Source organism: Brachybacterium equifaecis (assembly GCF_023509525.1).
GTDB classification, from domain to species: domain Bacteria; phylum Actinomycetota; class Actinomycetes; order Actinomycetales; family Dermabacteraceae; genus Brachybacterium; species Brachybacterium equifaecis.
In genome coordinates, this window is sequence record NZ_JAKNCJ010000005.1 from 33,285 (window position 1) to 52,036 (window position 18,752).

General features: G+C 71.7%; 15 protein-coding genes. 2 read left to right on the plus strand and 13 right to left on the minus strand.

Annotated features, from left to right (window positions below; genetic code table 11):
• Positions 1 to 130: 130 nt before the first annotated feature.
• From gatB to Bequi_RS10140, 4 genes are read right to left on the minus strand one after another with little or no spacing between them, the layout of a single operon-like run.
• Entirely contained in the window at positions 131 to 1,645 is a 1,515-nt protein-coding gene (gene gatB / locus Bequi_RS10125) for an Asp-tRNA(Asn)/Glu-tRNA(Gln) amidotransferase subunit GatB (protein WP_249737822.1), read from the minus strand.
• Positions 1,642 to 3,156, minus strand: coding sequence for an Asp-tRNA(Asn)/Glu-tRNA(Gln) amidotransferase subunit GatA (gene gatA / locus Bequi_RS10130; RefSeq protein WP_249737823.1), 1,515 nt, complete (start codon positions 3,154 to 3,156; stop codon positions 1,642 to 1,644). Before gatA ends, gatB begins: the two co-directional genes overlap by 4 nt.
• 2 nt (positions 3,157 to 3,158) lie before the next feature.
• On the minus strand, positions 3,159 to 3,455 hold the full coding sequence (gene gatC, locus Bequi_RS10135) for an Asp-tRNA(Asn)/Glu-tRNA(Gln) amidotransferase subunit GatC (protein ID WP_249737824.1): 297 nt from the start codon (positions 3,453 to 3,455) through the stop codon (positions 3,159 to 3,161).
• Positions 3,456 to 3,506: 51 nt separating this feature from the next.
• Positions 3,507 to 4,334 carry a GNAT family N-acetyltransferase gene (locus Bequi_RS10140; protein ID WP_249737825.1) on the minus strand — a complete coding sequence of 276 codons (828 nt, stop codon included), beginning with the start codon at positions 4,332 to 4,334 and terminating at the stop codon, positions 3,507 to 3,509.
• 96 nt (positions 4,335 to 4,430) lie between these two features.
• On the opposite strand from Bequi_RS10140, the gene Bequi_RS10145 reads away from it, so the two are divergent.
• Together Bequi_RS10145 and Bequi_RS10150 are read left to right on the plus strand one after the other, a co-directional pair.
• Entirely contained in the window at positions 4,431 to 4,676 is a 246-nt protein-coding gene (locus Bequi_RS10145; RefSeq protein WP_249737826.1) for a hypothetical protein, read from the plus strand.
• A gap of 148 nt (positions 4,677 to 4,824) precedes the next feature.
• Positions 4,825 to 7,050: a DEAD/DEAH box helicase gene (locus tag Bequi_RS10150; protein WP_249737827.1), complete on the plus strand. Its 2,226-nt coding sequence runs from the start codon at positions 4,825 to 4,827 to the stop codon at positions 7,048 to 7,050.
• A gap of 3 nt (positions 7,051 to 7,053) precedes the next feature.
• Here Bequi_RS10150 and Bequi_RS10155 read toward each other — a convergent pair whose 3' ends face one another.
• The 9 genes from Bequi_RS10155 to mnmA form a co-directional block, all read right to left on the minus strand.
• The gene (locus Bequi_RS10155; protein WP_249737828.1) at positions 7,054 to 8,076 is read right to left on the minus strand and encodes a LacI family DNA-binding transcriptional regulator; all 1,023 of its coding nucleotides are present in this window, start codon (positions 8,074 to 8,076) and stop codon (positions 7,054 to 7,056) included.
• A 158-nt stretch (positions 8,077 to 8,234) separates the two neighbouring features.
• The gene (locus Bequi_RS10160) at positions 8,235 to 9,335 is read right to left on the minus strand and encodes a substrate-binding domain-containing protein (protein WP_249737829.1); all 1,101 of its coding nucleotides are present in this window, start codon (positions 9,333 to 9,335) and stop codon (positions 8,235 to 8,237) included.
• An 80-nt stretch (positions 9,336 to 9,415) separates the two neighbouring features.
• Positions 9,416 to 10,705 (minus strand): sugar ABC transporter permease, encoded by a 1,290-nt coding sequence (locus Bequi_RS10165; protein WP_249737830.1) that lies wholly within the window; start codon positions 10,703 to 10,705, stop codon positions 9,416 to 9,418.
• A 23-nt stretch (positions 10,706 to 10,728) separates the two neighbouring features.
• Positions 10,729 to 12,276 (minus strand): sugar ABC transporter ATP-binding protein, encoded by a 1,548-nt coding sequence (locus tag Bequi_RS10170; RefSeq protein ID WP_249737831.1) that lies wholly within the window; start codon positions 12,274 to 12,276, stop codon positions 10,729 to 10,731.
• Between the two features lie 222 nt (positions 12,277 to 12,498).
• Complete coding sequence (locus Bequi_RS10175) at positions 12,499 to 13,041, minus strand: YdeI/OmpD-associated family protein (protein ID WP_249737832.1); 543 nt, start codon at positions 13,039 to 13,041, stop codon at positions 12,499 to 12,501.
• A gap of 16 nt (positions 13,042 to 13,057) precedes the next feature.
• Positions 13,058 to 15,607, minus strand: coding sequence for an NAD-dependent DNA ligase LigA (ligA, locus tag Bequi_RS10180; protein WP_430623113.1), 2,550 nt, complete (start codon positions 15,605 to 15,607; stop codon positions 13,058 to 13,060).
• Between the two features lie 52 nt (positions 15,608 to 15,659).
• Positions 15,660 to 16,520, minus strand: coding sequence for a DUF2127 domain-containing protein (locus Bequi_RS10185; RefSeq protein WP_249737833.1), 861 nt, complete (start codon positions 16,518 to 16,520; stop codon positions 15,660 to 15,662).
• The gene (locus Bequi_RS10190) at positions 16,517 to 17,662 is read right to left on the minus strand and encodes a hypothetical protein (protein ID WP_249737834.1); all 1,146 of its coding nucleotides are present in this window, start codon (positions 17,660 to 17,662) and stop codon (positions 16,517 to 16,519) included. Before Bequi_RS10190 ends, Bequi_RS10185 begins: the two co-directional genes overlap by 4 nt.
• The gene (gene mnmA / locus Bequi_RS10195) at positions 17,659 to 18,735 is read right to left on the minus strand and encodes a tRNA 2-thiouridine(34) synthase MnmA (RefSeq protein WP_249737835.1); all 1,077 of its coding nucleotides are present in this window, start codon (positions 18,733 to 18,735) and stop codon (positions 17,659 to 17,661) included. The genes Bequi_RS10190 and mnmA overlap by 4 nt, the downstream gene beginning before the upstream one ends.
• Positions 18,736 to 18,752 lie beyond the last annotated feature (17 nt).

The following is an 18,752-nucleotide window of genomic DNA, read 5'->3' on the forward strand; positions in this document are numbered from 1 at the left end:
CCGATTCTACGCGCCGGGATCCGAGACGGACAGTCCAGATGCCGGACGTGTCGCGGCTCGCCATCCGAGCGCGAGAGCGCCCCGCAGATCTGTGATCCGCGGGGCGCTCTCTGCCGAGGGGGCGGGAGGCTCAGCCCTGGACGCCCAGGGTCTCCAGGATGATCTCGCGCACGCGGCCGGCATCAGCCTGGCCGCGCGTCGCCTTCATGATCGGGCCGATGAGCGCGCCGATCGCCTGGACCTTGCCGCCGCGGATCTTCTCGACGACGTCCGGGTTCTCCGCGATCGCCTGCTCCACGGCCGAGGTGAGCACGGAGTCGTCGGAGACGACGGCCATGCCCTCGGTCTCGACGATCTCCGCGGGATCGCCCGCGCCCTCGAGGACCTTCGAGAGCACCTGCCGGGCGATCTTGTCGTTGATCTTCTTGGCGTCGATCAGCCCCTGCAGCTGCGCGATCTGCTGCGGGGTGACGGGAAGCGACTCGAGGTCGGCGTCCTGCTCGCGCGCGGTGCGGGCGAGCTCGCCCATCCACCACTTGCGGGCGCTCTGTGCGCTCGCACCGGCGGTGACCGTCTGCTCGATGAGGTCGAGCGCTCCGGCGTTGATCGCGTCGCGCATCTCCATGTCGCTGAAGCCCCACTCGCCGAGCAGGCGCCGGCGCCGCGCGCCGGGCAGCTCGGGGAGGCCCTGGCGCAGCTCCTCGACCCATTCGCGGCTCGGCGCCACCGGCACCAGATCGGGCTCGGGGAAATAGCGGTAGTCCTCCGCATCGGACTTCACGCGCCCGGAGCTCGTGGAGCCGTCCTCCTCGTGGAAGTGGCGCGTCTCCTGGATCACGGTTCCGCTCGCGTCGAGGATCCCCGCCTGGCGGGAGATCTCGTAGCGCACCGTGCGCTCGATCGCGCGGAAGGAGTTGACGTTCTTCGTCTCCGTGCGGGTGCCCAGCGGCGCATCGGCCGAGGGGCGCAGCGAGACGTTGACGTCCGCGCGGACGTTGCCGCGCTCCATCCGCGCCTCCGAGACCTCCAGCGCCCGGAAGATGTCGCGCAGCGTGCGCACGTAGGCAGCCGCGACCTCAGGGGCCCGCTTCCCCGTGGCCGGGATCGGACGGGTCACGATCTCCACCAGGGGGACGCCCGCGCGGTTGTAGTCGATCAGGGAGTGCGTCGCGCCCTGGATGCGACCGGTGGCGCCGCCGACGTGCGTGTTCTTGCCGGCGTCCTCCTCCATGTGCGCGCGCTCGATCTCGACGCGCACGATCTCCCCGTCCTCGAGCTCCACGTCGACCCAGCCGTCAAAGGCGATGGGCTCGTCGTACTGGGAGGTCTGGAAGTTCTTCGTCAGATCCGGGTAGAAGTACTGCTTGCGCGAGAAGCGGCAGGACTCGGCGATCTGGCAGTTCAGCGCCAGACCGATCTTGATGGCGAACTCGACGGCCTTCTCGTTGACCACCGGGAGAGTGCCGGGCAGGCCGAGCGAGACCGGGGTGATCGCCGTGTTGGGCTCGGCGGCGAAGATGTTCGGCGCACCGTCGAACATCTTGGTCGCGGTGCCGAGCTCCACATGGACCTCGATGCCGAGCACCGGGTCGTAGCGGTCGGTCGCCTCGTCGAAGTCGACCAGGGCGGTGTACTCGGCGCTCACTTCGCGCCTCCCTTCAGCTCAGGTGCCTTGTCGAGCAGCGGACCGCCCCAGGAGTCCTCCAGCAGCGCCTCGAGCGCCCCACCGACCTCGTAGAGGCGGTGATCGGCGAACGCGGGCGCGAGGAACTGGATCCCGGCCGGCATGCCGTCCTCGGCGAGGCCCGAGGGCAGCGAGATGCCGGGCACGCCCGCGAGGTTCGCGGGGATGGTCGCCACGTCGTTGAGGTACATGGCCATCGGGTCCTCGGCGTTCTCGCCGAAGCGGAACGCGCCCGTGGGAGCCGTCGGGGAGGCGAGCACATCGACGCTCTCGAAGGCCGCGGCGAAGTCGCGCTGCACCAGCGTGCGCACCTTCTGCGCGCTGCCGTAGTACGCGTCGTAGTAGCCCGCGGAGAGGGCGTAGGTGCCCAGCAGGATGCGGCGCTTCACCTCGGCGCCGAAGCCGGCGCCGCGGGTGGCCTTCATGACGGCCTCGGCCGTCGCCCCGCCCTCGGGCACGATTCGCTGTCCGAAGCGCATGCCGTCGAACTTCGCGAGGTTGCTCGAGGCCTCCGAGGGCATGATCAGGTAGTACGCGCCGAGCGCGTACCGGAAGTTCGGGCAGGCCACGCGCACGATCTCGGCGCCCGCCTGCTCGAGCAGAGCGAGGGACTCCTCGAAGCGCGCGCGGACCTCGGGCGCGAAGCCCTCGCCCTCGAGCTCCTCGATGACGCCGATGCGCATCCCCTTCACATCGCGGCGGCGCGCGTGCTCGCCGAAGGCGGCGACGGGGTCGCGCAGCGAGGTGGAGTCCTTGGGGTCATGGCCCGCGATGAGCTCGTGCAGCAGCGCGGAGTCCTCGACGGTGCGGGTGCAGGGCCCCGCCTGGTCCAGGGAGCTGGCCATCGCGATGAGGCCGTAGCGGGAGACCGAGCCGTAGGTGGGCTTGACGCCCACGGAGCCGGTCATCGCGGCGGGCTGGCGGATCGAGCCGCCGGTATCGGTTCCGATCGCGAGCGGCGCCTCGAAGGCTGCCACTGCGGCGGCGCTGCCGCCGCCGGACCCGCCGGGGATGCGGTCCTCGCCCCAGGGGTTCAGGGTGCGGCCGTAGGCGCTGGACTCGGTGGAGGAGCCCATCGCGAACTCGTCCATGTTCGTCTTGCCGAGGATCGGCAGGCGCGCGTCGCGGATCTTCTCGACGAGGGTGGCGTCGTACGGCGGCACCCAGCCCTCGAGGATCTTGGATCCCGCGGTGGTGGGAATGCCGCGGGTGACCACGACGTCCTTCACCGCGATCGGCACGCCGGCGAGGCGGTGCAGGGTCTCCCCCGCAGCGCGGCGCGCATCGACATCGCGCGCGACCTCGAGGGCCTCCTCGCGGCTGACGTGCAGGAAGGCGTTGAGGTCACCGTCCACCGCGTCGATGCGATCGAGGTGGGCGGCGGTGAGCTCGGCGCTCGAGAAATCGCCGGATGCGAGGCCGTCGGCCTGCGCCGCGGCGCTGAGACGGATCAGATCGTTCTGCTCGGCCATGGTCACTCCTCTCCCAGGATCTGCGGGACCGCGAAGCGGCCGTCCTGCGCATCGGGGGCCCCGGAGAGGGCCTCCTCCTGCGTCAGGGTGCGGGTGACCGCATCCGTGCGGAACACGTTGGTCAGGGGAATGGGGTGGCTCGTCGCGGGGACATCCTCGGAGGCGACCTCGGACACGGAGGCGACAGCGTCCATGATGGCGTCGAACTCGCCCGCGAAGCGGGTGATCTCGTCATCAGTGAGCTGGATCCGTGCAAGGTCGGCGAGGCGTGCGACGTCTTCTCGTCCGATCGCTGGCATGCCTCCCAGTCTAGGGCTCCCTCCCCGGACCCCCTGCACCGGCGCTGCGACTCAGTGCCTGCCTCCGTGCCCCGGCAGCGAGAAGTAGGCGTACGTGCCGAGCGGGCGGAACCTCTCGGACCGATAGAGCCCGAGCGCCGGCGCGTTCGAGGACTCCACCTCGAGGATCGCGCGGCTGGCGCCCTGCTGCGCGGCGAGGGCCAGCAGAGACTGGACAGCCGCGCGGCCGAGGCCTTCGCGCCGCCGCTCCTGATCGACGGCGATCGCGTCCAGCACCGCGACGGCGCCGCGTCGATGCGGGACGAGCGCTGCTCGGCCGACGGCGAGCGCGTCCTCGCGTCCGGCCTCGTGGAGCGCGATGTACACAGCAGGGGTGCCGGACATGATCTCCGCGATGGTCGCGCGCGCCCCGTCCTCCGGGCGCGGGGCCAGGAGCCAGTGCTGGTCGAGGCATTCCCGGGGCGGCGCCCCCACTGCCGCGCGCGCCCGGGGATCGACTCTCCCCGGGCTCTCGAGAGCGCGGTGGAGGATCGCCGTCGGGGCGCTGGGCGCGAAGCCGCGGGACTCGAGAGCCGCACGGACCCCGGTGTGGTCGATCTCCTCGATCTCGAAGAGTCGGTGGACGGGACTCCCGCCTGAGGCTGCCGCGAGCTGCTCGATGGTCTCGAGCGCTCCCGCCAGCGCGGTCGGGTCCGAGGGCGGCGCCAGAGGGACCACGCTGTCGGCCCTCTTCGTGACACCGCGCGAGCGCAGCAGGGCGAAACCGTCGACGTCGATCCGCGCCAGAGCTCTCCAGCCCGCCAGGAGCGTCTCGATGAGGCGGGTTCCGCCGAGATCGCCGTCGGCAGGTCCGTGAGGCCGGGCTGTCTTCCGAGGCATGTCCGGGAGTCTAGGTCGGGGGCCCTTCGCCCTGTCCAGCGACCGGAACGTCGTTAGACTCGAGGCGACCGCTTGACCCCTCGAAAGGACCGCGACATGTCTGTGGACCCGAACATCGACTACCTCTCCCACGATCCCGAGGACTCCGAGGAGCTGAGCGAGGATCCTGCGATCCGTCGCGCGCAGGAGACCGAGCGCAAGATCCGCGGTGCGCTCGCAACCAAGGACAAGCCGCTGCGCGACGACGAGACCACTGCGGAGCGACTGCGCCGCAGCGGCGAGGAGGCGCGCGCCGAGGACTCCGCACAGGATTCCGGCGACTCCGTCGGCGCCGAGGACTGATCCCCCGCTCCCACTCCGCCCGGTCATCGATGCGGGGCGGTCGAAGGGCTCCCGCCGCGGCGGGAGCCCTTCGTCATGTCCGCGTGTCCTCCTGCCTCTGCGCCCACCCCGCTCCTCGATCGTCAGGGGGTGCTGACACACTGGCCGGATGACGAGTCCTCACGCCCCTGCCGCTGCAGCAGCCGCCCATCCTGCGCTCCATTCGGAGGCGCTCGACGCCCTCCACGCTCTCACCGGGAGGGACGACTCCGTGTTCCACGAGGGCCAGTTCGAGGCGATCGCGGCGCTCGTGGCAGAGCATCAGCGAGCGCTCGTGGTCCAGCGCACCGGCTGGGGGAAGTCCGCCGTGTACTTCCTCTCCGCTCTCCTGCAGCGCCGCCGCGGGGCAGGGCCCGCGCTGATCGTCTCGCCGCTCATCGCGCTCATGCGCGACCAGGTCGCCGCCGCCGGCCGCGCCGGAGTGCAGGCCGAAGCGATCAGCTCCGCGAACCCCACCGAGTGGGCCCGGATCGAGCAGGGGCTCGCGGAGGATTCCATCGACGTCCTGCTCGTCTCCCCCGAGCGCCTGGTCAACCCCCGGTTCCGCGAGGAGCAGCTGCCGCGCCTCATCGCCCGCTGCGGGCTGCTGGTGATCGACGAGGCGCACTGCATCTCCGACTGGGGCCACGACTTCCGGCCCGACTACCGCCGGCTGAAGGACCTCATCGCTCAGATGGATCCCGCCGTGCCCGTGCTCGCGACAACCGCGACCGCGAACTCCCGCGTCGTCGCGGACGTCGCCGAGCAGCTCGCCGGGAGCAGCGCCGGCGAGGTGCTCACGATCCGCGGCGGCCTGACCCGCGACTCCCTCCGGCTGGGCAGCCTGCGCCTGCCCTCGGATCGGGACCGCCTGGCCTACCTCGTCGAGCACCTCGACTCGTTCCCGGGGTCGGGGATCATCTACACCCTCACGGTCTCCGCCGCCGAGGACATCGCTCAGCTCCTCAGCACTCCGCAGCGGCCGGTGCGCGCCTACACCGGCCGCACCGACGCCGAGCAGCGCGCGGCGCTCGAGGCGGATCTGAAGGACAACCGGGTGAAGGCGCTGGTCGCGACGAGCGCGCTGGGCATGGGGTTCGACAAGCCCGACCTCGGCTTCGTGATCCACGTCGGCGCGCCCAGCTCCCCCGTCGCCTACTACCAGCAGGTGGGCCGCGCGGGGCGCGGGACCGACCAGGCCGACGTCCTCCTCCTCCCGGGAGAGCAGGACCGGGCGATCTGGGAGTACTTCGCGACCGCCTCGATGCCGTCGAAGGAATCGGCCGGCCAGGTGCTCGCGGCTCTCTCCGCGGCGGGATCGCCGCTGTCGACCCCGGCCCTGGAGGCGCGCGTCGACGTGAAGCGCTCGGCGCTCGAGATGCTGCTGAAGGTGCTCGCGGTGGACGGTGCGGTCCAGGGCGTCCCCGGGGGGTGGATCTCCACGGGCGAGCCCTGGGTCTACGACGCCGAGCGGTACGAGAAAGTCGCTCGCGCTCGGCGCGCCGAGCAGGAGGCGATGATCACCTACGAGGCGCTCTCGGGCGATCCCTCACAGGATCCCGCCCAGTGCCGCATGGTCTTCCTCGCCCGACAGCTCGACGATGCGACCGCTGTGCCCTGCACCCGCTGCGACGTCTGCCTGCGCGCGGCCGGTCAGAGCCCCTGGTACCCGCAGCCCGGCGAGGAGGGTGCTGCGGCCGCGCAGGTCTCCGCACTGCTGGACCGGGTGGGCGTGCCCGTCGAGCCCCGCGGCCAGTGGCCGATGGGCCTGGAGCAGGTGGGCGTGCGGGATGAGAGCGGCCGCGCGCCCGCGGGGCGGATCCCTGCGGCCGAGCGATCCGAGGAGGGCCGGGTGCTCGCCCGGCTCTCGGACCTCGGCTGGGGCGGTCAGCTGCGCGGTCTCCTCACCACCGATGCCGACGGCCGGAAGGTCGACGCGCCGGTGCCGCAGGCGCTCGGCGGCGCGATCGTCGAGGTGCTGAAGGCATGGGACTGGTCGCAGCGCCCGGCCGGGGTCGTCGCGATCCCCTCGACCACCCGGCCCCAGCTCGTCTCCTCGCTCGCGCACGGGATCGCGACCATCGGGCGGCTCGAGGATCTCGGGCAGCTGGACCTCGCCCCTCACGCGGAGCCTCTGCGCGCCACGGGCTCGAGCGCCTACCGGGTGCGGGACGTCTGGGATCGCTTCAGCGTGGGACCGGAGCTCGCGGCGCGCATCGAGGCTCTCGCAGGAGCGCCGATCCTGCTGGTCGACGATGAGATCGCCAGCCGCTGGACGATGACCATCGCCGCCCGCCTGCTGCGCCGCGCCGGATCCGGCCCCGTGCTCCCGCTCGCCCTGGCGTTCGCGGGCTGAGCCTCAGCAGCCGCAGGATCCCCGCACGATGAGGCGGCGGGTGGGGATCGTGATCGTCTCGGGAGCGAGCCGCGGATCCTCCATCCGCGCGAAGACGCGCTCGGCGGCAGCCCGGCCGAGGTCGTAGGCCTCCTGGGTGATGACGGTGAGCGGCGGATCCAGGAGATCCGCCGCCGCGAAGTCGTCGAAGCCGGCGAGCGCGGTGCGCCCCAGCTCCCCGCGCTCGCGCAGGGCCCGGAACGCGCCCGCGCTCACCACGTTCCGCGTGGCGAACAGCGCCGTGGGCGGGTGCTCCAGATCGAGCAGGCGATGCACGGCGCGCGCCGCGTCCTGCTCGTCCTCGAGGCCCTGCACGACGAGCTCGTCCGGGAGCGCAGCGCCGGCCGCGGCCAGGGCCTCCCGCGCACCGGCCAAGCGCTCCGCCGCTGTGTGGAGCGAGGCGAGGTGCCCGAGCACGGCGATGCGACGGTGCCCATGCCCCATCAGGTGCTCGACGCCGGCGCGCGCTCCCCCGCGGTTGTCCGCGAGGACCGCGTCGATGCGCAGTCCGCGGGCGGGCCGGTCCACCGCGACCACCGGCGTGCCCCGCTCGACCTCGCGCGCGAGGTGCGACTGGTCCTGCCCGGCAGGGAGCAGGATCAGCCCGTCCACCCGCCTCGCAGTGAACGCCTGGGCGATGCGGAGCTCGCGCTGCGAGGACTCATCCGAGCTCGCCGCGAGCACGACCGTCCGGCGCTGCGCCGCCACATCCTCGACCCCCCGCTGGATCCAGGCATCGAAGGGGTTCTCCGCGCTGCTGAGCAGCAGCCCCACGGCGTGCGACCGGCGATCGCTGCGCCGCAGGTTCCCGGCTGCCGCGTCGGGCTGATATCCCAGCTCCTCGGCTGCGCGCTGCACCCTCTCGACCCTTCCCGCCGAGACCCCGTCCTCCCGGTTCACGACCCGGGAGACCGTCTTGAGGCTCACGCCTGCGCGCGCGGCGACGTCCTTCATCGTCGGGCGGGGGGCGGAGCGCGGGATAGTCATGGGGCCTCTCGGAGCGGGCACGGCGATGGGTGGCGGGGACGGGCGGCTGCGAACGTGAGGGGACGCGCCTCCCTCCCCGGGAGCACGACTGGCCCCCCGGGATTCTCCCGGAGGACCAGTCGCCGCGGCCGACGCTCAGCGAGCGCGGCCGGAGGGGATCACTTCAGCAGCGCCAGGCGATCGGGATCGTCGGCGAAGACCTCCTTGGCGTTCTCCTTCGTCACCACCACCGGGTCGAGGGCGTAGACGGGCACCTCGATGGAGCCGTTATCGACCTTCTCGGTGGGCGCAGCGGGCTCCTCGCCCTTCTGATAGGCGGCGATGAGCTCGAGGGTCTTGGCCACGAGGTCCTTGGTGGGCTTGTACACGGTGGAGTACTGCTGGCCCTCCCAGATGGAGGTGACCGACTCGGTCTCCGCGTCCAGGCCGTCGACGACCGGGACCTCCTGACCGGCGCCTGCGGCGGAGGTCAGGATGGCGCGAGCGATGCCGTCGTTCGGGGCGAGCACGCCGTGGATCGGCTTGTCGGAGTAGTTGCCCGAGAGCAGCGTGTCCATGCGCGCCTGCGCCTTGCCGTTGTCCCAGTCGGGCGTGGCGCACTGCTGGAAGTCGGTCTCGCCGGAGACGACCACGAGCGTGCCGTCATCGATCTTCGGCTGGAGGACCGACATCGCTCCCTTGAAGAAGTTCGGGGCGTTGGGATCGGCGGGGCCGCCGCCGAAGAGCTCGATGTTGTGGGGCCCGGCGCCCTTGCGCTCGGCGAGGCCGTCGAGGAGCGACTGGCCCTGCAGCTCACCGGTGCGGACGCTGCCGAACTGGACGACGGCGTCCACAGCCTTCGTGTTCTCGATCAGACGGTCGTAGCCGATGACCTTCACGCCTGCGTCGTGCGCGCTCTGCAGCGCAGAGCCGAGCTGGGTGCCGTCGATCGGACCGACGACGATGACCTTCGCGCCCTGCTCGACCATCGCCTCGATCTGCTGCTGCTGCTGGGCGACCTTGTTGTCCGCGGCCTGGATCAGGGGGGAGAAGCCCGCCTTCTTGAGGTCGGTCTCGAACAGGGTCTGGGCCTCGGCCCAGTTCTGGGTGCCGAGCCACGGCAGGGAGATGCCGATGACGGAATCCGCTGCGAACCCGCTGGCGCCGTCGCCGCTGCCCTCGGAGGTGGACCCGCGGCCTCCGCCGCAGGCGCTCATCAGGAAGGTGCCGGCGATCGCGGCGGTCCCGGCGGCGAAGGTGCGCCTGTTGATGCTGCTCATGAGATGTTCTCTTCTCTGTGTCGACCGGTCCGTGATGGACCGGCAGGTTGTGGGGCTGCGATGAGCTGGAGAGGGAAAGTTCAGTCGGCGGTGATCTTGGGCGTGGGCTCTGTGCGCAGGTCATCCTCGGCGACCGCCGTGGAGGCCGTGCCCTGCTGCCCGCCGCCCTTGGTCCCGAAGACGCGCCCGATGACCGAGGGACGGCCCTGGGACTTGTTGTAGACGTCGAAGGCGACAGCCGCGAGGAGCACGAAGCCCTTGATCACCTGGGTCTTGTCGGCGCCGACGCCCATGAGCATGAGGCCGCTGTTGAGGGTGGCCATCACGAGACCGCCGACCATCGTCGCGGCCACGGTACCGATGCCGCCGGAGACCGCGGCGCCGCCGATGAACACGGCCGCGATCGCGTCGAGCTCCCAGCCGTTGCCGTCGTTGGGCCCGGCGGCGGTCGCGCGGCCGACGAACAGGATGCCGGCGAGCGCTGCGAGGAAGGACATGTTCAGCATGACCAGGAAGTACACGCGGCTGACGTTCACGCCCGAGAGCGCGGCTGCCGCCTTGTTGCCGCCGACCGCGTAGATGTGGCGGCCGAAGATCGTGCGCTGGGTGAGCACGTGGTACACGATGACCAGCAGCACGAGGATCACGCCCGGGACGGGGAAGGAGGTGCCGGGACGGCCGGAGCCGAACAGCCAGGTCACGTAGGCGATGACGGCGGCGATGAGGACCACGCGGATGATCACGGGCGTGATGTCGAGGCCCGTCTCGCCGTCGGCCACGCGGCTGCGGTGGGTGCTGATCTGGCTCCAGGCGAGCACCGCGATCGCGAGGATGCCCAGCAGCAGGGTCGAGTTGTTCATGCCGGTGAAGCCGGGTCCCCACTCGGGCAGGTAGCCGGAGCCGAGGAAGTGGATCTGGTCCGGGACGGGAACGCTGACGGAGCCGGAGATCCAGATGGTGAGGCCGCGGAAGATCATCATGCCCGCGAGGGTCGTGATGAAGCCGGGGATCCCGAGCTTCGAGAGCCACAGTCCGTGCCAGGCGCCGATGAGCGCGCCGAGCAGGAGCCCGAGCACGATCGCGATCCACCAGGGCAGCCCGAGCTGATGGATGCCGAGCGCCACGGACATGCCGGTGAATCCGGCGACGGAGCCGACGGAGAGGTCGATGTGGCCGACGACGATGACCATCACCATGCCGATCGCGAGGATCAGCACGTAGGCGTTGCCGGAGATGAGGTTCTGGACGTTCGAGGAGGTCAGCATGCGGCCGCCGGAGGCCAGGTGGAAGCCGACGAGCAGCGCGACGAGGGCGAAGACCATCGTGAACTGCCGGACATTCGTACCGAATACCTGCTTGATGACATTCATGGGGAGTTCCGTGCTTTCTGGGGTCAGGCCGCGGCAGTGCCGGAGGTGGTGGTCATCAGGCGCATGAGCGTCTCCTGATCGGTGGTCTTCGCATCGACCTCGCCGGTGATGCGCCCTTCGCAGATGGTGTGGATGCGGTCGCTGATGCCGAGGAGCTCGGGCAGCTCGGAGGAGATCACGATGACGGCCTTCCCCTGATCGGCGAGATCCTGGATGAGCTTGTAGATCTCGTACTTCGCACCGACGTCGATGCCGCGGGTCGGCTCATCGAGGATCAGCACGTCGGGATCCGGGAACATCCACTTGGCGAGCGCCACCTTCTGCTGGTTGCCGCCGGAGAGCGTGCCCACGCCGATGTCGACGCTCGGCGCCTTGATCCGCAGGGACTTCCGGTAGCCCTCGGCGATACGGCGCTCTGCGCGCTCATCGACCAGCCCTCGCCGCTCCACGCCCTTGAGGTGCGCGGAGACGATCGTGGCCTTGATGGGGTCGATGAGGTTCAGCCCCAGGCTCTTGCGATCCTCGGGGACGTAGGCGAGCCCGTTGCGGATCGCGGAACGCACGTCGGTGAGCTCGACCTCCTGGCCGTGCATGAGCACGGTCCCGGAGCGGTGGATCCCGTAGGAGCGGCCGAACAGGGAGCGCGCGAGCTCGGTGCGGCCGGCTCCCATGAGCCCGGCGAAGCCGAGGATCTCCCCGCGGCGGGCGACGAAATTCGAATGGTCGCAGACGAGACGGCCGGGGACGACGGGGTGCTCGACGACCCAGTCGCGCACCTCGAGGGCGACCTCGCCGGGGTTCGAGACGTGCTCGGGGTAGCGGTTGTCGAGGGAGCGGCCGACCATCGCGCGGATGATGCGGTCCTCGTCGACCTGCCCGGCGACCACGGGGTAGGTCTCCATGGTCCGCCCGTCGCGGATGATGGTGACGGCGTTGGCGACCGCGGCGATCTCGTTGAGCTTGTGGGAGATCATGATGCTCGTGATCCCTCGGCCCTGCAGGCCGCGCATGAGGTCGAGCAGGTTCGCGGAGTCGTCCTCGTTCAGGGCGGCCGTGGGCTCGTCGAGGATCAGCAGGCGCACGTTCTTCGAGAGCGCCTTGGCGATCTCGACGAGCTGCTGCTGGCCGACGCCGAGGTTCTTCACCGGCGTGGAGGGATCGACCTCGAGGCCGACCCGCGCCAGCAGGTCCGTGGCCTCCCGCATGGAGCGGCGGCGGTCGATGAGACCGCGCTGGACGAGCTCGTTGCCCAGGAAGATGTTCTCGGCGACCGAGAGCTCGGGGATCAGCGCGAGCTCCTGGTGGATGATGACGATGCCCTCCTTCTCGGACCCCTTGATGTCCTTGAAGGCGACCTCCTCGCCGCGGTAGATGATCTGGCCCTCGTAGTCCCCGTGCGGGTACACGCCGGAGAGCACCTTCATCAGGGTCGACTTCCCGGCGCCGTTCTCCCCGCAGATCGCGTGGATGTCGCCGGTGTTCACGGTCATCGTCACGCCGTCCAGAGCGCGCACGCCTGGGAAGACCTTCACGATGTCGCGCATCTTGAGGATGGGTGGAGCTGTGGTCATGCCGTGGATCGCCTCGCCTTCGAGTGGAGCGGGATCAGCCTGCAGGCGGTTCTCGCCCGGGGCTCCCCTCGCTGCCAGGAGGCTGTGACGACGCTCTCGACAACGTTGTCTTATTGAGCCCCTTCCCAGGGTTCCCTGTCAACACTCAGGGTTCGGCGTGGAATCACAGTTGGGTAACAGTCTTCTCGGGATCCGAGCCCACCGCGGGCCGCCCCGGGGCGATCAGCCCTCGCGCAGCTTCCCGCTGACGGCCACCTCGGGGTCCGTGCAGGAGGCCAGGTCGGAGCAGCAGGGGCGCCTGCTCCCCTTGCGCAGCTTGTCGATCGAGACGTCGACCCGCTTGGCGCGCGTGGCCTCGCTTTTCGTCGCGCCCACCCAGCGCACCCACTCCCAGCGGGCCATGGGCGTGATCCCCTGCCAGGTCTCCTCCAGATCCTCCGCCGCCGAGAGGGCGGCGCCGAGATCATCCGGCACCTCGGGCTCGGGCCACTCCTCGGCGGTGGTGAGGTCGAACTCCAGCTCCGATCCCTCGGCGAGCTCGAGCTCCTGCGCCTGCTGGGCGGTGAGGGAGATCCAGTGGCCCTTGCGGCCATCGGGCTCGAGGACGGTCTGCGTCGCTCTCCCGCCGATCGTCCCCTCCATCGCGACCTGTCCGCGCGAGGGGAGCTGGGCGCTCGCCTCCTCCGGGAGGAGCGCGAGCAGCCGCTCCCCCACGGCCCGGACCTCCGCGGTCCCCTCGATGTGCGCGCTCTTCTTCGCAGCCATGCCTGCTCCTCCGTCCTCAGTCCTTCTCGGTCGCTGCGGCCTCGTCGGCCTCCGTCGTCTCCGTCGCCTCTGCGGCATCGCCGACGGCCTCGGGCCCGCCTGCGAGCAGGGCCTCGAAGCCCGCCTCGTCGAGGATCCGCAAGCCGAGGTCTGCGGCTTTGTCGGCCTTGGAGCCCGCGTTCTCGCCGACCACGACGTAGTCGGTCTTCTTCGAGACGGAGCCCGAGGCCTTGCCGCCGCGCGCGATGATCGCCTCCTTCGCCCCGTCGCGGGTGAAGCCCTCGAGGCCTCCGGTGACCACGACCGTGAGGCCCTCGAGCGTGCGCACGAAGCCCTCCTCGACCTCGTCGGCCATCCGCACCCCGCTCGCGGCCCAGGCGTCGACCAGTGCGCCGTGCCAGTCCACCGCGAACCAGTCGCGCACGGCCTCGGCGATGATCGGGCCGACGCCGTCGGTGCCGGTCAGCTCCTCGAGGCTCGCCGCGCGGATCGCGTCCATGGATCCGTAGGCCGTCGCGAGGGACCGCGCGGCCGTCGGCCCGACGTGCCGGATCGAGAGCGCCACGAGCACGCGCCAGAGCGGCTGCTCCTTCGCATGCTCGAGCTGGTCCATCAGCAGGTCGGTCGTCTTCCCGGGCTGGGAGGGCTTGGTGAGGCGCCACTCGGAGGTCGTCTTGTAGTAGCGCCAGATCTGGCGGGACCAGAACGAGGGCACGATCTGCCAGTCGCCGGTGCTCTCCCCGCCGCGGCGCAGCGGCTGCCACACGACCACGTGCTCGAGGTCGCCGGGGGTGAGGTCGAACAGGTTGTCGCCGATCGTCACCACGCCGTGCTGGGGCGGCGGCAGGAGATCCTGGTTCTCCTCGGTGATGCGCAGCATCGGCACCCCGTCGGTCCCGCGGGACTCCTCGCCGTTCTTCATCACGACGAAGGCGGGGCTCGCCAGATCCTCGGCCGAGCGGATCGGCAGGTAGACCGCGTGACCGGCGCGCAGTGCGGCGAGCGCCTCGGGCCGGCGGCGGTCGGGATCGGTGAGCGCGATCGCGCTCTCCTCTCCGAGGGACTCGATGTCGAAGGCGCCGCGGGAGGCGGCGTGCTCGACGCGGCCCGCGACCTGCGCGGGGCAGGACTTCGTGTTCGGGCAGCGCCAGTCCTTGTCGCCCTCCTTCTCGGGGGCGATCGGCGTGCCGCAGGCGGGGCAGTCCTCGGGCATGACGAAGGGACGCTCGCTGCCGTCGCGCAGAGCCTCCACGGGGCCGACGATCTCGGGGATCACGTCTCCGGCCTTGCGCAGGATGATCGTGTCCCCGATGAGGACGCCCTTGCGCTCGACGTCGAACTGGTTGTGCAGCGTCGCCATCTCCACGGTGGATCCGGCGACCTTCACCGGCTCCATCACCCCGTACGGGGTGACGCGCCCGGTGCGGCCGACGTTCACCGCGATGTCCAGGAGCTTCGTGGTGACCTCTTCGGGCGGGTACTTGTAGGCGATCGCCCAGCGCGGGGCGCGGGAGGTCGCTCCGAGCTGGCGCTGCTGCGCGAAGGAGTCGATCTTGATGACGATGCCGTCGATCTCGTGCTCGACGTCATGGCGGTGCTCACCGCGATCGGTGATGAAGTCCCGCACGGCGCCCAGATCCTGCAGCACCCGCCAGTGGGGCGAGGTGGGCAGGCCCCATTCCTGCAGCTGCGCGTACACGGCGGACTGCGAGGCGGCCTCGAGACCGTCGTGGGCGCCGAGGCCGTGCACGTAGACGGCGAGCGCGCGCGAGGCCGTGACGGCGGGGTCCTTCTGGCGCAGGGACCCTGCCGCGGTGTTGCGCGGGTTCGCGAACTCCGCGAGCCCGGCCTCGCGCCGCTGGTCGTTCAGCTCCTCGAAGGCCGCCGAGGGGTAGAACACCTCTCCGCGGACCTCCAGGATCGCGGGCGGGTTCGGCGTGCCAAGGCGCTCCGGGACGTTCGCGATCGTGCGCACGTTGGCGGTGACGTCCTCGCCGACGCGGCCGTCACCCCGTGTCACGCCGCGCGCGAGGACGCCGTTCTCGTAGACGAGGTCGATCGCGAGCCCGTCGATCTTCAGCTCGCACAGGAACTCGGCCTTCGCTCCTGCTCCGAGGCCGTCCAGGGCCCGGGCGGCCCAGGCATCGACCTCCTCGAGGCTGAAGGCGTTGTCCAGGCTCATCATGCGCTCGAGGTGCGCGACGGGCGCGAATCCTGGGGCTGCCTGCCCGCCGACGGTCTGCGTGGGCGAGTCGACGCGGGCGAGCTGGGGGTTCTCGGCCTCGAGCTCCCGCAGCTCGCGCTCGAGGCGGTCGTACTCGGCGTCGGCCAGGGTCGGGGCGTCGCGCACGTAGTACTCCTCGCGCGCCTGCTCGATCTGCGCGGTGAGCTCGGCGATCCGCTCCTGCGCGGATCGGGCCTGCGGATCGTGCGCCGGCGTGCCGTCGGCGGCGTCGGCGGCGGGCGGTTCGACCGGCGCCGAGCCGGCGTCGGGGGCATCCGCGGCGCCGCGATCGGGGCCGCTGCTCGCGGGGTCGAGGTCCTGGGGCTGGGGCTTCGTGCTCACCGCTCCATTGTCCCCTTCCGCGACCAGGCGCGCACCCTGCGGCCCGGTCGCCTCAGTGCGAGGCGGCCTCGACCTGCAGGATGGCTTCGCTCTCGCGGGCGGCGTGGAAGGCGCGCACTCCCCCGCGGACGCCGAACAGCCGCTTCGAGCACATGAGCCAGACCACGATCGCGAGATTGACGGCGAAGGTGGCGATGCGCAGGGGCGTCACCGCCTCGACGAGGTCGTAGATCTCGTAGGGGAGGAAGACCGAGGTGGCGATCACCGCGACGTACTCGCCCCAGCGCCGCATCGACCACAGCCCGACGGCCTCGATCAGCACGATCGCCCCGTACCCGGCGATGAGCCCCACGGCGAGCATGAGGCTCGAGTGGGGGATCGCCAGCGCCTGCTCGGCGAGGCGCAGCGGAAGGGTGTCCTCGAGCTGGATGCCGAGGGTCTCCGCGGCCGTCTTCACCTGCGGGAGGTACTCGTGGAAGAGCCGGTCCAGGGCGGCCTGGGCGTCGTCGAACTCGGCGATGCCATAGGCGACGACCAGGAGCAGGAGCGCGCGCAGCGCCCGCTCCACGGCGAGCACTCGCAGGATGAAGGCGTCGCGCAGGGCCGCTCCGCGCAGCGGCCTCGGCGCGTGCGCGGCGGCGCCGCTGCTGCGGGGCGGGCCGAGGACGAAGTCGCCGCAGCGCAGGCAGCGCCAGGCCTCGCCGTGGCTGGTGCTGGTGCGCAGGCCCGGGCGCAGATCAGGGCGGTCGGCGGGGTCGAAGGTCAGGTGGCCATGACGCCCGCAGGCGCGCAGCTCCCACCGTCGCGCGATCCGCTCGCGCCGCTCCTTCCGCGCGCTCCGGCGCGGGCGCTCGTGCCGGGAGGAGGGCTCATCCGGTGAATGCGCAGCCCCGGCCGCGGCGGCCGTGCTCATCCCTGCACCCGCTCGGCCCAGGCGGGGGCCAGCCGCAGCACGCGCTCGAGATCCTCGGCGCGCAGCAGCGCGTCCGCGGCCGGCTCCTGCGCAGGATCCTCTGCCTGCCCCGGGCTCGCGCGGTCGGCGGTGCGATGGGCGAGGATCGTGATCCCCGCGAGATCCTTCGGACCGAAGCCCAGCTGGTGCCATGCGTCCGCGGCGCTCTCGAGCTGCGCCGAGGCCCGCGCGGGATCCACCACGAGCTCGAGGGCGGCTCCCGCGTCGCGAGCCTCGGCCAGGCTCTCCCAGATCGCGCGACCGCGCGGGCTGCTGAGAGCGGGGATGCGCGCGGGCGCGATCGCGAGCGCGGCGGCGCTCGCGCGGCGCGCGGTCTCAAGCAGGGCGCGATCGGAGCCCGCGGCGAGCGTGATCTCCCCTGCCTCGAGTCCCGCCTGGGTGCGCAGAGCCTCGAGCAGCGCGCGCCAGAGGAGCCCGATCTCGTCGGCCGGCAGAGGATCGTAGGTGCGATAGCCCGAGGGGACCCGCACCTGCCCGTGCAGCACCGCGCCCGCCGCGTCCTCGCGCAGCAGCACGCGCGGGCGGGCCCCGGGCACGCGCTCGCGGAGGTCCGCGATCTGGCCTGCCAGTCCGTCGGCGAGCAGGTGCGGGAGATCCCGCAGCGCCCCGCGATCGGCGAGGGTGCGCTCGCCGGAGGAGAGGAAGGTCGCCGCTGCCAGCGTGAGCGGCCCGAGCGCCGTCACCGCGAGGGGCCCCTCCCAGCCGAGCAGGCCGATCTGGGCCGCCTCCGCGGTGCGCTCGCGCAGCTCGCGGGCGCGGTGCCAGGCGAGCCCCGCACCGGGCCCGACCCTCCAGCCGTAGCTCGCGAGGTCGCCGGTGGTGCCGGCGAGCAGGGAGAGCGAGGCGGGCAGGAGGTGGTCCGCGCTCTCGGTGCCGAGAGCGGCGGGGAGGTAGGCGCGCGCGGCGACCTGCTCCTCGAGATCGTCTCCCAGCAGGGATCGCACCGCGAGGACTGCTGCGAGGCGCGGATCCTCCCCTGCAGTCGCGACGGGGCGCGTTGCGCCAGCGCGCGCGGTCGCCGTCTGCTCCGAGCGCGGCGCGGCGAAGGTGCCGTCGCCCGTGATCGTGACCAGGGCGCTCATGCGCGCCGCTCGAGGGTCGCGGCGGCGATCACGCGGTCGCCGTCGTAGAGGACGAGCGCCTGCCCCGGTGCGACCCCTCGCACGGGAGCGTCCAGGCGCACCTCGATCTCCTCGCCGATCCGCTCGATGACTCCCGGCACGGCCTCGCCGTGCGCGCGGATCTGCGCGCGAACTCGCCGCCCGGTCTCCAGCGGCTCGAAGGGGATGAGCGCGGAGGCGACGAGCACGCGCGTGGAGAGGAGCTCGGCGGCGCCCACGATCACCTGCCGGGTCTCGGGGCGCACATCGAGGACGTAGCGGGGGGCGCCGTCCGGAGCGGGGCGCTCCAGGCCCAGTCCCTTGCGCTGGCCGACGGTGAAGCCGTGCGTGCCGCGGTGCTCGCCGAGCACGGCGCCGTCGGCATCGAGGATCTCCCCGGGCGCCTCCCCCAGGCGGCGCTCCAGGAAGCCGCGGGTGTCGCCGTCGGCGATGAAGCAGATGTCGTAGCTGTCGGGCTTGGTGGAGACGCCGAGGCGCCGCTCGCGCGCCTCGGCGCGCACCTCCGCCTTGTCCGCGAAGCCCCCCAGGGGGAACAGGGCGCGGGAGATCGCCTGCGGACCCATGACCGCGAGGACGTAGGACTGGTCCTTCGGGAGATTCGCCGCGCGGTGGAGCGAGGGCGCTCCGCCGGGGCCTTCGGCGCCGATGCGGGCGTAGTGCCCCGTGGCGACCGCGTCGAAGCCCAGCAGCAGGGCCCGCTCCATGAGCGTGGCGAACTTGATGTGCTCGTTGCAGCGCACGCAGGGGTTCGGGGTGCGCCCTGCCGCGTACTCCGACAGGAAGTCCTCGACCACCAGGTCGTGGAAGTCATCGGCGAGGTCCCACACGTAGTACGGGATGCCGATCCGCTCGGCGGCGCGGCGCGCATCGGAGGCGTCCTCCACCGTGCAGCAGCCTCGCGATCCGCTGCGCGTCTGCGCGCGGCTGCGGGAGAGCGCCATGTGCACGCCTGTGACCTCATGTCCCGCGTCCACCGCCCGTGCGGCCGCGACGGCGGAGTCCACTCCGCCGCTCATCGCTGCCAGGACCTTCATGCGGATTCCTCCTCTGC